Source organism: Roseococcus sp. GW821-FHT12F05 (genome assembly GCF_058806835.1).
Genome location: NZ_JBXAQB010000010.1, coordinates 102,227 through 115,692, shown reverse-complemented (window position 1 = coordinate 115,692; position 13,466 = coordinate 102,227). Strand labels below are relative to the sequence as shown.

Below are 13,466 nucleotides of genomic sequence, written 5' to 3'. Positions count from 1 at the left end.
GCTGCAAGTTTCGCGGAATGTTGCAAAATCGCCACAGAGTGACGGAAACACCAGATTACCCCCGGAAACAGGCAAGCATTGTGAGTAACGCGATTGAGAGTCGTTCGCAACATCCGGCGGCATGGCTATTTGTCCATCTGCCGCCGCGACCGCACCCTGGCGCGCCACCGCGCCCATCGGCCGCCGAGGCCGAGCTCGGCGAGCAGATCGCGGGCTTCCGCATGGCCCAGCGCGGCCGCGCGGCCGAGCCAGTCGCGCGCCGTGGCCGGATCCTGTTCCAGCACGGCCTTGCCATAGGCGAAGAGGTCGGCCGGCTCGCCGGACTCGCCGCAGCGGGCCAGGACCTCGACGGCGATCGCGCGCAGCTCCGCATGCGGCTGCCGCTCCAGATGCGCGGCCATGCTGCGCAGGAAGCCGAGCGTGCCGGTGGCCGCCGCCTTGCGGAACCAGAGGGCGGCCTCCGCCACCTCACCGCGTCGGACGAGCACGCTGCCGTGGTTGAACTGGCCGCGGAAGTCGCCGCCCTCGGCGGCGCGGCGGTACCACTCCTCGGCCGCGGCGGAATCGGCGGCGACGCCGCCCCAGCCCTCCTCGACGAAACGGCCGACGAGGTTCATCGACTTCACATGCCCCTGCCCGGCCGCGCGGCGGTACCAGGCCAGCGCCGCGTCGCGGTCCTGCGCCACGCCGTCGCCGCGGGCCAGCAGGTTGGCGTAGTTGTACTGGCCCCAGTCCAGCCCGCGCTCGGCGGCGTCGCGGTAGAGCCCGGCGGCCCTGGCCCGGTCCACCGGCACGCCCCAGCCCAGCTCGTGGCAGCGCCCCAGCATGTTGGTGGCGTCGAGCGAGCCGGCGCCGGCGGCGATCTCGAACCAGCGGAAGGCGGCGGCCGGGTCGCGCTTCACCCCGCGGCCGTCGAGCAGCAGCTGGGCATAGGCGGCCTGCGCCTCCACGATGCCGTAGCGCGCGGCGGCGCCCAGCAGCCGCGCGGCCTCGGCGGGGTCGCCTTCGAGCAGACGCGCAAGCTCTTCGGGCGACTTGCCGGTGATCTGGGCATAGCTGAGGGGAGGCGGCGGTTCTGCCGCCGCGGGTCGCGACACGGGATGGAGGGCTCCGGCAGGGGTGCAGCCGGCTCCTTAGTCCAGCCCCGGCGACTCCGCAATTGCGAGGCATTCGCGACGAGGCAAGGGCTGGATCAGCTCTCCAGCCGCCGCACCCGTCCCGAGCGGACGAGATCGGCCCAGCGCGCCACGTCGGCCCGATAGAAGGCGGCAAAGCCGGCCGCGTCGGTCGGGACCGCGATGGCCGAGGTCTGGCGCAGCTTCTCCTGCACGGTGGGCGTCGCCATGGCGACCTTGTTCGCCTCCTCCAGCCGGGCGAAGGCGTCGGGCGGCGTGCCCGCGCGGACGAAGAAGCCGAGCCAGAGCGACATGTCGTAACCGGGCACGCCCTGCTCGGCGATGGTCGGCACGTCCGGGAAGACGGGCGAGCGTTCGGGCGACGCCACGCCGATCGCGCGCACGCTGCCGCCCGTCACCTGGCCGGCGGCGGAGCCCATGGCGTCCAGCAGGAAGGAGATCCGCTGGCTGATCAGGTCCGGATAGACGGCGCCCGAGCCGCGATAGGGCACGTGCAGCATGCGCGTATCGGTCATCGCCGCGAGCAGCTCGCCGGCGAGATGGCTGCCGGTGCCGGGGCCGGAGGAGCCGTAGGTGATCTCGCCGGGCCGGGCACGGGCGGCCGCGATGACGTCCTGCACGGTGCGGAAGGGCGATTGCGGTGAGACGACCATCATGTTCGGCACCGTGCCGATGCCGCCAAGTGGGGTGAGGTCGTTCACCGGGTCGTAGTTCAGGTTCTGCAGCGACGGGCCGGTGGCGGCCGAGACCGAGCCGAGCAGGATGGTGTAGCCGTCGGCCCGCGCGGTGACAGCGACATAGGCGCCGCCGATATGCCCGCCGGCGCCGGGCCGCTGCTCCACCACGACGCTCTGGCCCAGCACCTTGGACATCTCGGGGGCGAGCACGCGCGCCATCACGTCGGCCGAGCCGCCGGGCGCGTAGGGCACGATCATGGTGACGGTGCGGTCGGGGAAGGCGGCACGGGCGAGGCGGGGAGCGGCGAGCGGGATTGCCGCAATCAGCGGCAGCGAGCGGCGGGTCAGCATCGGAAACACTCCATCCTGATCCAGCGGAGGTGGTCGCTAGGCGCCGCCGGACACCCGTTCAGCGCCGAGCAATTCCCGGGCCAGCCGCGAGAGCGCAGCCTTGTCCACCTTGTTGGTGCCGGAGAGCGGCAACGCGTCGAGCAGCCAGACATGGCGCGGATGCTGATAGGCCGGCGCCTCGGCGAGGCTGTGCGCCTTGAGCGCCGCCTCGTTGGCCTTGGCGCCGGGGCGCAGCACGACGAAGGCGACGGGCTTCTCGCCCTTGAGTTCGTCCGGCACCGCAATGACGGCGGCCTGCTCGACGGCGGGGTGGCGCTCCAGCACGGCCTCCACCTGGCCGGGGAAGACGTTTTCCCCGCCGCAGTTGAACATGTCGTCGGCGCGGCCGATCACGGTGAAGAAGCCTTCGGCGTCGCGGCGAAACACGTCGCCGGTGATGTAGAAGCCGTCCTCGGTGAAGGGGAGCTTCAGGTCGGGGCGGTTCCAGTAGCCGTTCATGACAGAGGGGCTGCGCTGCTCCAGCACGCCTTCGGATTCACTGAGCGCGCCGTCGGCGCCGCGCAGCCGCAGTTCGACCAGCGGATGCGGATAGCCGACGGAGAGGGGTGGCGTCGGCAGGCCCTTCGGATGCGGGCCGAAGACGACAGGGCCGCCCTCGGTGGTGCCGAAGGCGTTGATCAGCTTCGCCGCCGGGAAGGCGGCGCGGATCGCAGCGCCGAGCGCCGGGCTCACCGGCGCGGAGCCCAGCCGGATGCTGCGCACGCTGGAGGAATCCACCTCCGCCATGGCGCCGGCGTCGTTGATCAGCATCGCCAGCATGGGCGGCACGGCGGTGAGCCAGGTGCAGTGGTGCGCGCCGATGGCGCGGGCATAGCCGCGCGTCTCGAACTGCGGCAGCAGCACCACTGTCGCATGCGCGGCACAGGCGAGCTGCGCCAGCGCCAGGCCGTTCATGTGATAGAGCGGGGCGGCGATCAGGAAGCGCTCGTTCGAGAGGTCCTGCGCGGCGAGGCGCTGCTCCACCACCCAGAGATGCGACTGGTGCGAGAGGATTACGCCCTTGGGCTTGCCCGTGGAGCCCGAGGTGTAGAGGAAGATGGCCGGCTCGCGCGGCTCCGGCATGACGGCGGCGAAGGGGCCGGGATCGCCTTCCCAATCCTCGAGCGCGAGGGCGGGGATATCGGCCGGCAGGGCGGCTTTGCGCGCGGCATCGTGCAGCACGAGCTTCGCGCCGCTGTCGCGCAGCACGTACTCCACCAGATGCGGCGGGAAGCGCCAGTTCACCGGGACCGGGATCAGCCCGGCGCGCTGCGCGCCGAACAGCGCCGCGAGATAGCGTGCCGAATTGGCCGCGAGGATTCCCACGCGGTCGCCGCGCACCAGGCCATCAGCGAGAAACCCGCGCGCCGCGGCATTCGCCATCGCGTCGAGCGCGGCATAGTCGATGACGTCGGCCGTGCCGCCGGAGAGATCGATGATGGCGGGCTTTCCCTCATCCCCCGGCGCGATCAGCGCGCCGAGATTGACGAAAGGAAACCCCGCCATGCCGGTGTCAGGCCTTCGGCATCGCGTAGACGCCGCGCCCGGAGGCGACGAGCTTGCCGCCGGCATCGAAGACATCCGCCTCGGCCACCGAGAACTGCCCGCCGATCCGCTTCACGCGGCCCTTGGCGGTCAGGTCGCCCTTGCCGGCGGGGCGGTGGTAGTCCACCCGCATGTCGATGGTCGGCACCCCCCGGCCCGTGGTCGAGACCAGCGCCCAGTCGGCCGTGAGGTCCACCAGCGCGGCGAGGATGCCGCCATGGGTATAGCCGCCCTCGATATTCACGACCCACTCCTCGCGCCAGGCGGCGGTCAGAGAGATGGTGCCCTCGCCGACCTCCTGCACGGTGATGCCGAGCCACTGATGGAATGGCCCGCGGCGCAGCTTCGCCTCGACCTCGGCGGCGGTGGGAAGGGGAGCCTTCTCGCTCATGGCGTCACCACCACCTTGCCCAGCACCTCGCGGTCGCGGATGAGGCGCAGTCCCTCGGCGGCCTCCTCCAGCGGCAGGACCTTGTCCAGCACGGGCGTGATGCGGCCGTCCTGGATCATCTCCATCAATGCGGAAAGATTGTCGTCATAGAAGGAGTTGGAGCCGATGATCTGCAGCTCGAAGGACCAGACGTAGCGCAGGTCCTCCTTCGGATCGTGGCCGGCCGTCGCGCCGCAGACCAGGATCTTTCCCCCGCGCTTCACGCAGCGGAGCGTCGGGCCCCAGGTGTCGCCGCCGGTGAAGTTGATGACGACGTCCACGCCGCCCTCATAGCTGCGGCGCTGCGGCTTGCCATACTTCTCGACCGCCCATCTGGACCAGTCGGTCTTGTTGTAGTTGACGGCCTCGTCGGCGCCCATCTTCAGCAACGCCTCGCATTTCTCGTCGCTGCCGGCGCAGGCGATGACATGGGCGCCCATCTGCTTGGCGAGCACCACGCAGCCCGTCCCCACGCCGCCCGAGGCGCCGAGGATCAGCACCACGTCGCCCTTCTTGATGGTGTTGTGCGTCACGATCATGCGGTGCGCCGTGCCATAGGCCACGGGCAGCGAGGCCGCCTGCGCGAAGGAGACGCCGTCGGGCATGCGGATGAGCTGGTCGGCGGCGACGCGGCAGTATTCCGCCATGCCGCCGTCGAGCATCTCGCCCATCAGCCCCTTCTTCTTGTTGAGCGGGTTCACCAGCACGCGGTCGCCCACGGACCAGCCGGTGACGCCTTCGCCGACTTCGGAAATGGTCCCGGCCATGTCGAGGCCGATCACCACCGGCATCGGCACCTTGATGCCGGGCATGCCCTTCACGGTGAAGACGTCGTGATAGTTGAAGGAGGAGGCGCCCACGCGGATGACCACATGATCGGCATCGGCGACCGGCATGGGATGGTCCTCGACCACCTGGAGCTTGTCGAGGTCGCCATGCTCGCGCAGCACGAGGGCGCGCATCGTTGCAGTCATCGTTGATTCCCGGTGTCGCCAAAAAGTTGCGGCACCTTCACGCAAGCTCCCGGCCTTGGCAACCGGGGGTCAGGGCGCGGGGATGGGCCCGAAGACCTGTTCCGCCCAGGCCGCCATGCGGAACAGCCGTGCCTCCTCGAAGAAGGGCGCGATGATCTGCATCCCGTGCGGCAGGCGCTCTGGGCTCAGCCCGGTGGGCAGGGTGATGTTGGGCAGGCCGAAAAGCGACCAGAGCACCTGGAAGGAAGGATCGCCCACGCCCGTGCTGCGGTCCGGCGGCAGGTTGGAGGCGGTGGGCGCGATCAGCCCGTCGAGGCCGGCGAACATCCCGCAGACCTGCGCGCGATAGCGCCGCCGCAGCCGCGCGGCATGGACGTTCAGCCAGGCAGGAAGGACCTGCCCGATCTCGATATTGGCGCGCAGGTTGGGCTCGTAGTGCTCGCCGAGCGCGTCGTGCTGCACGGCATGGACGGCGGCGGCCTCGGTCACGCGGATGAGGAAATGCGCGCCGAGCAGCCGGTCCATCTCCACCGGCAGGCGCAGCACGCGGATCTCGGCGCCGGCCATCGCGAGGCGGTTCGCGGCGGCCTCGGCGGCGAGGCGGACCGGCGGCTCCGCGCGATCGAGCAGGTCGGCGACGAGGCCGAACTTGGGCCTCTCCAGCGGCCGGGCCGCGGCGCCCACGAAATCCTCGGGCTGCTGCTCAGCGGAGAAGGGGGCGCGCGGGTCATGCCTCGCCACCGCCTGCAGCAGCAGCGCGGCATCGGCCACCGAGCGCGCGAGGAAGCCCGGATGGTCGAAGCTCCAGCTCACCGGCGCCACGCGGTGGCGGGAGATGCGGCCGAAGCTCGGCTTGAGGCCGACGATGCCGCAATAGGCCGCGGGACGCAGGATGGAGCCGCCGGTCTGCGTCCCCGTCGCGGCCGGCACTTGCCGCGCCGCGACGGACGCCGCCGAGCCAGAGGAGGAGCCGCCCGGCGTGCGCGTCAGGTCCCAGGGATTGCGCGACTTGGGCGAGTCCAGCGCGGTGGCGAACTGCACCGTCACCGTCTTGCCGAGGATCACCGCGCCGGCCGCGCGCAGCAGCGCGACCATGCCGGCATCGTCCTCGGCCGGGGTCTTGCGGTAGGGCTCGAAGTTGCAGCTGGTCGGCAGGCCCCTGGCGTCGAAGATGTCCTTGATTCCGATGGGCACGCCATAGAGGCTGTCGCCCGCCGGACGCTCGCGCAGGCGGTCGGTCATCCAGCGCGCGGCGCGGCGGGCGCCTTCGGCATCGATGACCTCCCAGGCCTGGATGTCGCCTTCGGTGGCCTCGATGCGCGCCAGCAGCGCGTCGGTGAGCTCGAGTGGCGAAAACTCGCCGCGGCGGATTCCGGCCGCGGCCTCGGTGACCGTCAGTTCGTGCAGCTTCATGGCGCGCGCCGCGCCCCGCCCGCGACCTCCGGCTCCTCGCTGAAGGGCAGCAGCGGCTCCTTCAGCACGGCCTGGATGGCCCGCGCCGCCTGGGCCGCGACGGATTGCATGTGGTGCGCGCCGTCCGGACCGAGCGGGTCGTGGGCGGCATCCAGCAGGATCCGGCGGATCTGCTCCTGGGTCATGTCGGGAGTGAGCTTCATCAGTCGATCTTCGCGCCGGAGAGTTCCACCACTTCGCGCCACATCGGCATCTCGCGCGCGATCTGCTCCTGCACGGCCGTCGGCGTGTCGGAGACGCCGACCAGCAGGCCGGAGGCGCGGAGCCGTTCGGCCAGGACGGGCGAGGCCGCGGCCTGCTTGAAGCCGTCATAGAGCCGCGCGACGGTGCCGGCGGACAGGCCGGCCGGGCCGCAGAGGGCGTTCCAGCTCTGCATGTCCACCTCGCCGAGGCCGAGGTCCGGGAATTCTGCCATGCCCGGGACATCCGGCAGGATCGGGCTGCGGCCGTTGCTGCTGACCGCCAGTGCGACCAGCCGGCCCGACTGGATGTGCGGCATGAGCGCCGGCATGAAGTCGAAGACCATGTCGATGTTGCCGCCGAGCAGGTCGGTCGCCGCCGGCGCGCCGCCGCGATAGGGCGCATGCAGGATGTCGGCGCCCGTGCGCCGCGCCACCAGCGCGATCAGCAGGTGCGCGATGGAGCCGTTCCCGGAGGAGCCCTTGCTGAGCTGATGGCCCGGCTGCTTCGCCCAGTTGATCAGGGCCCGGAAATCCGTCCAGCCGCGCTGCCGCGCGCGCTCGGCGGTCACGACGCAGACGCAGACGCTGCTGGCCACGCGGGTGACGACGGTGAGGTCGCGCAGCGTGTAGCTCGGCCGCGCCATCATGTGGGGCAGGGCCGTAAAGGCGGCGACGTTGAGCAGCCCCACCGTCGCGCCGTCCGGCGGCGAGCGCATGATGGCCTCGACGCCCAGCACGCCGTTGCCGCCGGGCCGGTTCTCGACCACCACCACCTGGCCCGTGGCGGAGGTGAGCGCATCGCCATAGAGCCGCGCCACCGTGTCGCCCTGCCCGCCGGGCGGGAAGGGGACGATGAAGCGCAGCGGCTTCCCGTCCGGCAGGACGGCGGCGCGGGCGAGGCCCGGCACCATCGCGGCGGCGGCCAGCAGGTGGCGGCGATGCATCATGAGGCAGGGCACTCCTTATGCGGACCGGATGCCCAATCCTTGGGCAAGCCGCCGGCCCCGTCCAATACATTCGCCGGGTCCTGTGAGACGTCCGGCGACTGAGAGAGCCTGCTGGCCATTGGCGCGGATATTGCTGCGCATCGCGGCCCAGGACCGGGAGGCCTCGCTTGGAGCTCCGCCACCTCCGCTATTTCGTCGCCGTGGCCGAGCAGCTGCATTTCGGCCGCGCGGCCACGCAGCTGAAGATGTCGCAGCCGCCGTTGAGCCAGCAGATCCGCCAGCTCGAGGCGGAGCTGGGCGTCGAGCTCTTCCTGCGCGACCGGCGCCGCGTGCAGCTCACCACCGCCGGCCAGCACTTCCTCGAGCATGCGCAATCCGTGCTGAACGGGGCCGAACGCGCGGCCCAGGCGGCGCGCAGCGCGGCCGTCGGGCCGCATCTCCACCTCGCGGTCGGGCATTCGCCGGCCGCCGACTTCAAGGTGCTGCCCGCGGTCGTCCGCCGCTTCCGCGCGGAGCATCCGAACGTCACGCTCGACCTGCGCAACCTCAACAGCCACCAGCTCCTCCAGGCCGTGGCGGACCGGCTGATCGAGGTCGCCATCCTACGGCTGCCCTGCGAGTTCCGGGGCATCCGGGTGGAGGCCATCCACCATGAGCCGATGGTGGCCGTGCTGCCGGAGGCGCATCCCCTGGCGGCGCGGGACCGGATCCCGCTGCGCGCGCTGGCAGGCGAGCGCTTCATCCTCTTCCCGCGCGTGCTGGCGCCGCGGCATTACGACCGGATCAGCGCGGCCTGCCTGCGTGGCGGCGGCTTCACCCTCGGCGATGTGCAGGAGGCGGAGACCATCATGTCGGCCCTGGCCCTCGTCGCGGCCGGGATCGGCGTGTCGCTGCAGCCGGCCTCGGTGGCGACCCTCCAATGGCGCGACATCGTGTGCAGGCCCCTGGTGGAGCAGTCCCTGAGCGTGGAGACCGGGGTGGCCTACAGGAACCAGGGCACCAGCGACCTCGCCTCCGCCTTCCTCCACATCGCGCGCGGCTGCCCGGAGCTGCGGGACGGCCAGGCGGAGACACCCCGGCTTGTCCTGCCCCGCGACCCCCGCCGATACTCCTTATAAGCGCCATTCGCGGAGGAAACGCCCCATGCCCAAGACCCAGATCGCCTCGCCCAAGATCGGCAAGCCCAGCGGCCATTTCGCCCATGCCACAGTCGTGGAGGCGCGCGGCCGCATCGTCTTCGTCTCCGGCATGCTGGCCAAGGATTCGGAGGGCAGGATCGTCGGCGTCGGCGACATCGAGAAACAGACCATCCAGGTCTGCGAGAACATCAAGGCGGCGATGGAGGCCGCGGGCGGCACGCTCGACGACATCTGCCGCGTCGACGTCTTCGTACGCAACATGGAGCAGTTCGACCTCATCCATAAGGTGCGCCGCCAGTACTTCACGGGATCGCCGCCGGCCTCCACGATGGTCGAGACGCCGAAGATGACGACGCCCGACGCGCTGATCGAGATAAGCGCCATCGCCGTGATCCAGGATTGAGGGCGATGCGCCGGATTCTCCTGGCCCTCGCCGCCGTCGCTGCGCCGATCCTGGCGCAGGCCCAGACCTTCGCGCCGAGCCGCCCGCTCCAGCTCCTGGTGAGCTTTCCGCCCGGCGGCGCCACGGACCTGCTGGCGCGCGCCGTCGCCCAGGCCATGTCCGCCGAGCTCGGCCAGAGCATCGCCGTCATCAACCGCGACGGCGGCGCCGGCTCCGTGGGCGCGGCCGCGCTCGCCCAGGCGCGGCCGGACGGCTACACGCTCGGCTTCACCACCTCGACCTCGGTGGGCCTGCAGCCGCACCTCAATCCGAGCCTGCCGTATCGGCTGAACTCGTTCACGCCGATCTGCCAGACCTTCGAGCTGGTCTTCGCCCTCGCCGTCTCGCCCGAGAGCCCCTACCGCACGGCGGCCGACCTGGCCGCCGCGGCGCGGGCCAGGCCGGGAGAGCTCTCCTTCGGCGTGAACGGCACGGGCAGCGCGGCGCATCTCGCCATGGCCGAGTTCGTGCGCGCGGCCGGCGTGCAGATGCTGCACGTGCCCTATCGCGGCGACGCGCCCGTGGTGCCGGCGCTGCGCAGCGGCGACATCGCGGCCGGCTCGCTGGCCGCGAGCCTTGCGGATGCGCAGGGGCTGCGGATGCTCGGCATCTTCTCGAACACGCCCAACCCGTATTTCCCCAACGTGCCGACGCTGCCCTCGCAGGGCTTCGCCGCGACGCAATCGGTGATCGGCGGCGTTCTGGCTCCGGCAGGGCTGGAGCCGCCGGTTCGCGCCGCGCTGGAGCGCGCCTGCGAGGCCGGGCTGCGCTCTGAGGCCTACCGCACCGTCGCGGAACGGCTGCGCGAGCGCATCGCCTATCTCGACGGCCCGGCCTTCGGCGCCGCGATCGAGGCGGACGTCACGTCGAAGCGGGCGCTGCTGGATGCGCTGGGGATCCGCCCCTAAAGCGCGCCCTGCTCCTTCAGCACCTGCTCGGCGAGGCGCAGCGCGTCGATGGCGGCGGGGAAGCCGCAATAGGCCACGGCGTGGGTGAAGACCTCGCTGATCTCCTCCGCCGTGCAGCCGTTGTTCAGCGCGCCGATCAGATGGATGCGCAGCTCATGCGGATGGTTCAGCGCGCAGATCATGGCCAGCGTGATCAGGCTGCGCTGCTTGCGGTCCAGCCCCGGCCGCGTCCAGAGCGTGGCATAGGCCATCTCCTCCGAGAGCGCGCGGACCGCTGAATTGAAGGGGTTCGTGCCCTTGTCGCGGGTCTCGGTATAGACGCTGCCGAGGATCTCGCGCATCTCGGCGCGGCCCTTGGCCCGCAGGACTTCGTGCGCGGCGTTCTCGTCCATGGTTCTTCCTCCGGTTGATCCGCGGAGGGTAGGCGGTTCGGGACCCGCCGCAAGCCGCCGTCAGCGCTCCGGTTGGATGTTCATCGCCCGCACCGTGTCGCGGATGGCGACGATCTCGGCCTGGAGGCGGGTGCTCGCGGCCTCGGGCGTCTGCTCCGCCTCGGGGAAGACCTCGGTGCCGAACTCGGCGAAGCGGCGGCGCATGGCCGGGTCGGCGATGCTCGCGCGCAGCGCGGCGTTCAGCCGCTCGACGATCGGGCGCGGCGTGCCGGCGGGCGCGTAGATCGCATTCCACAGAATCAGCTCGAAGCCCGGGAAGCCGGCTTCCGCCACGGTCGGCACGGCGGGAAGCGCGTCGAGGCGGCTCCTGGTCGTCACCGCGAAGGCCTTGGCGTTGCCGCCCTGCACCTGCGGCAGCGCGGTCGTCGAGAGGTCGCAGACCATGTCCACATGGCCGGCCATCATGTCCTGCATCGCCGGCGCGCTGCCGCGATAGCCGATGTCGTTGAAGCCCACGCCGAGCCGGTGCTGGATCATGATGCTGCACAGATGCGTGGGCGAGCCGATGCCCGCATGACCCATGTTCAGCGCCGGCCCGCGCGCCCGCATCCAGGCCAGCAGCCCGGCCGTGTCGGCGACCGGCAGGTCCTTCCGGCCGACCAGCACCAGCGGCCCGTAGTTGATCAGGCCGATCGGCGCGAAGGCGGTCGCGGTGTCATAGGGCAGGCTCGCATAGAGCGCCGCGCCGCCGGGCAGCGCGAGGTGGTTGAGCAGCAGCGTGTAGCCGTCGGGCGCCGAGCGCGCGACGCGGGCCGCGCCGATGGTGCTGCCGGCGCCCGAGACGTTCTCCACCACGAAGCGCTGGTTGAGCCGCGCGCCCATGGCCTCGGCGAGAAGCCGGCCGGTGGTGTCCGTCGGCCCGCCTGGCGCGAAGGCCACGATCAGCGTCACGGGGCGCGAGGGGTAAGCATCCTCCGCCTGTGCGAGGCCGATGGAGAGGATCGTCGCCAGGAAGCCCAGGATCGCCCGCATGCCGATTCCTTGTGAGGACAGGTGAACGGAAATTCAGCAATTTCCGTGCCGGCCTGCGGAGCCGGGGCGGGCGATCTCCGCGGTCCGGGAATGCCGCGCCCTTGGGCAGATCGCGCCTATTCCGAGGCCTGACCCTCGAAGCGCGCAATGAGCCAGGCGGCCGCCGGCCCCGGCGGCGCTTCCGTGCGGTAGATGGCCTGGAGCTGATAGGGCGCGCCCCGGAATTCCGGCATGTCGATCCGGACGAGGCGGCCCGTCTTGAGATCCTCGCGCACCATGGGCAGCGGCATGTTGCCCCAGCCGATGCCCTCCTTCAGCAGCATGTGCTTGGAGCCGAGATCCGCCAGCCGCCAGGTCCGCACGCCGATCACCGCGAAGTCCTGCCCCTCGGTGAAGGGCGAGCGGTCCGTCAGGACGAGCTGGACATGCTCCCGCCCCGCGCCGACGGGGTTACGGCCCTGGGCGAGCGGGTGATCCGGCGCGGCGACCGGCACCAGCTCCACATGCCCCAGGTCGACGCATTCGAGCCCGGGCAAGGGGGTGAAGAGCGGCCCGCTGACGCCGAGGCCCGCGCGCCGCTCCAGCACCATCTGCGCGACCGCGCCGAGCGCCTCGACATGGAGGCGCAGCGCGACGGTCGGGAATTCCTCCCGGAAGGCCTTCAGCGCGTCCACCACGCGCGCCGCCGGCAGCATGACGTCGAGCGCCAGGTGGACCTCGGATTCCAGCCCCTGCCGGAGCCCCTTCACCTTCGCGCGCAGCCCGTCCATGCCATGGGCGATGGAGCGCGCCTCGGCGAGCACTGTCCGCCCGCCCTCGGTCAGCAGCGGGCGCTTCGTGCCCTCGCGGTCGAAGAGCGCGACGCCGAGCTGCGCCTCGAGATTGCCGATCGCATAGCTGACGACCGAGGTGGCGCGGCCGAGGCGCCGCGCAGCGCCCGCGAAGCTGCCGGCCTCGACCACGGCCAGGAAGACGCGCAGCTGGTCGAAGGTGGGGATGCCGGGATCGGACATATCGAATTCCTCGAACGTGTCGATCCATATTATCCCGATTTTCTGGAAATCGGCCCGGGCCTAGATGGGCGCCAAGGTTCGAGCGGCGACGCGACGGCACGTCCCGTCAAACCCGGACCCATCGCAACAAGCCGGGACGCCCCGGAGGGTTCACGCCCGCGGCGCGTCAACTCAGGAGGCCGCAATGGCAAAGGTTCTGGTGCTCTACTACTCGTCCTACGGTCATATCGAGACGATGGCCGGGGCCGTCGCCGAGGGCGCGCGCGCCGCGGGCGCGCAGGTCGACATCAAGCGGGTGCCCGAGACGGCGCCGCTGGAGGTGGCCCAGGCTGCCCATTTCAAGCTCGATCAGGCCGCCGATGTCGCGACCATCGCCGAGCTCGCGGACTACGACGCGATCATCCTGGGCACCGGCACGCGCTTCGGGCGCATGTCGTCGCAGATGGCGGCCTTCCTTGACCAGGCCGGCGGGCTCTGGGCGCGCGGCGCGCTGAACGGCAAGGTCGGCGCGGCCTTCACCTCGACAGCGACCCAGCATGGCGGGCAGGAGACGACGCTCTTCTCCCTCATCACCAACCTGCTGCATTTCGGCATGGTGATCGTGGGCCTGCCCTACAGCTTCCAGGGCCAGATGACGCTGGCCGAGATCGCCGGCGGCGCGCCCTACGGCGCCACGACCATCGCCGGCGGCGACGGCTCGCGCCAGCCGAGCGAGATCGAGCTCGCCGGCGCGCGCCACCAGGGCGAGCTGGTCGCGAAGACCGCGGCGAAGCTCTTCGGCTGAGC

At 71.2% G+C, this 13,466-nt stretch carries 15 protein-coding genes; 4 read left to right on the top strand and 11 right to left on the bottom strand.

All coding sequences use genetic code 11. The features are described from left to right. Window positions 1-125: 125 nt before the first annotated feature. The 8 genes from AC1ROY_RS22300 to AC1ROY_RS22265 form a co-directional block, all read right to left on the bottom strand. A complete protein-coding gene (locus AC1ROY_RS22300; RefSeq protein ID WP_493151092.1) occupies window positions 126-1,097 on the bottom strand; it encodes a tetratricopeptide repeat protein in 972 nt (323 codons plus the stop codon). A gap of 95 nt (window positions 1,098-1,192) precedes the next feature. After that, on the bottom strand, window positions 1,193-2,164 hold the full coding sequence (locus AC1ROY_RS22295; protein ID WP_493151091.1) for a Bug family tripartite tricarboxylate transporter substrate binding protein: 972 nt from the start codon (window positions 2,162-2,164) through the stop codon (window positions 1,193-1,195). 36 nt (window positions 2,165-2,200) lie between these two features. After that, window positions 2,201-3,709 (bottom strand): class I adenylate-forming enzyme family protein, encoded by a 1,509-nt coding sequence (locus AC1ROY_RS22290; protein WP_493151090.1) that lies wholly within the window; start codon window positions 3,707-3,709, stop codon window positions 2,201-2,203. Between the two features lie 7 nt (window positions 3,710-3,716). Further along, the gene (locus tag AC1ROY_RS22285) at window positions 3,717-4,139 is read right to left on the bottom strand and encodes a PaaI family thioesterase (RefSeq protein WP_493151089.1); all 423 of its coding nucleotides are present in this window, start codon (window positions 4,137-4,139) and stop codon (window positions 3,717-3,719) included. After that, window positions 4,136-5,152 carry an SDR family NAD(P)-dependent oxidoreductase gene (locus tag AC1ROY_RS22280; protein ID WP_493151088.1) on the bottom strand — a complete coding sequence of 339 codons (1,017 nt, stop codon included), beginning with the start codon at window positions 5,150-5,152 and terminating at the stop codon, window positions 4,136-4,138. The genes AC1ROY_RS22285 and AC1ROY_RS22280 overlap by 4 nt, the downstream gene beginning before the upstream one ends. A gap of 69 nt (window positions 5,153-5,221) precedes the next feature. Further along, window positions 5,222-6,565, bottom strand: coding sequence for an amidase (locus tag AC1ROY_RS22275; RefSeq protein ID WP_493151087.1), 1,344 nt, complete (start codon window positions 6,563-6,565; stop codon window positions 5,222-5,224). Next, window positions 6,562-6,768, bottom strand: a complete 207-nt coding sequence (locus AC1ROY_RS22270; RefSeq protein ID WP_493151086.1) for a hypothetical protein — start codon at window positions 6,766-6,768, stop codon at window positions 6,562-6,564. Before AC1ROY_RS22270 ends, AC1ROY_RS22275 begins: the two co-directional genes overlap by 4 nt. Then, entirely contained in the window at window positions 6,768-7,754 is a 987-nt protein-coding gene (locus tag AC1ROY_RS22265; protein WP_493151085.1) for a Bug family tripartite tricarboxylate transporter substrate binding protein, read from the bottom strand. The genes AC1ROY_RS22270 and AC1ROY_RS22265 overlap by 1 nt, the downstream gene beginning before the upstream one ends. 167 nt (window positions 7,755-7,921) lie before the next feature. On the opposite strand from AC1ROY_RS22265, the gene AC1ROY_RS22260 reads away from it, so the two are divergent. From AC1ROY_RS22260 to AC1ROY_RS22250, 3 genes are read left to right on the top strand one after another with little or no spacing between them, the layout of a single operon-like run. Continuing rightward, entirely contained in the window at window positions 7,922-8,872 is a 951-nt protein-coding gene (locus AC1ROY_RS22260; protein WP_493151084.1) for a LysR family transcriptional regulator, read from the top strand. A gap of 25 nt (window positions 8,873-8,897) precedes the next feature. Next, window positions 8,898-9,296, top strand: a complete 399-nt coding sequence (locus tag AC1ROY_RS22255; protein ID WP_493151083.1) for a RidA family protein — start codon at window positions 8,898-8,900, stop codon at window positions 9,294-9,296. 5 nt (window positions 9,297-9,301) lie between these two features. Beyond that, window positions 9,302-10,243, top strand: coding sequence for a tripartite tricarboxylate transporter substrate binding protein (locus tag AC1ROY_RS22250; RefSeq protein ID WP_493151082.1), 942 nt, complete (start codon window positions 9,302-9,304; stop codon window positions 10,241-10,243). On the opposite strand, the gene AC1ROY_RS22245 is transcribed toward AC1ROY_RS22250, so the two are convergent. The 3 genes from AC1ROY_RS22245 to AC1ROY_RS22235 form a co-directional block, all read right to left on the bottom strand. Beyond that, window positions 10,240-10,635 (bottom strand): carboxymuconolactone decarboxylase family protein, encoded by a 396-nt coding sequence (locus tag AC1ROY_RS22245; protein ID WP_493151081.1) that lies wholly within the window; start codon window positions 10,633-10,635, stop codon window positions 10,240-10,242. The two genes, AC1ROY_RS22250 and AC1ROY_RS22245, sit on opposite strands and share 4 nt — an antisense overlap. A 60-nt stretch (window positions 10,636-10,695) precedes the next feature. Continuing rightward, window positions 10,696-11,667, bottom strand: a complete 972-nt coding sequence (locus tag AC1ROY_RS22240; RefSeq protein WP_493151080.1) for a Bug family tripartite tricarboxylate transporter substrate binding protein — start codon at window positions 11,665-11,667, stop codon at window positions 10,696-10,698. A gap of 116 nt (window positions 11,668-11,783) precedes the next feature. Continuing rightward, entirely contained in the window at window positions 11,784-12,680 is an 897-nt protein-coding gene (locus AC1ROY_RS22235) for a LysR family transcriptional regulator (protein WP_493151079.1), read from the bottom strand. A 184-nt stretch (window positions 12,681-12,864) separates the two neighbouring features. On the opposite strand from AC1ROY_RS22235, the gene wrbA reads away from it, so the two are divergent. Then, on the top strand, window positions 12,865-13,464 hold the full coding sequence (wrbA, locus tag AC1ROY_RS22230) for an NAD(P)H:quinone oxidoreductase (protein ID WP_493151078.1): 600 nt from the start codon (window positions 12,865-12,867) through the stop codon (window positions 13,462-13,464). Window positions 13,465-13,466 lie beyond the last annotated feature (2 nt).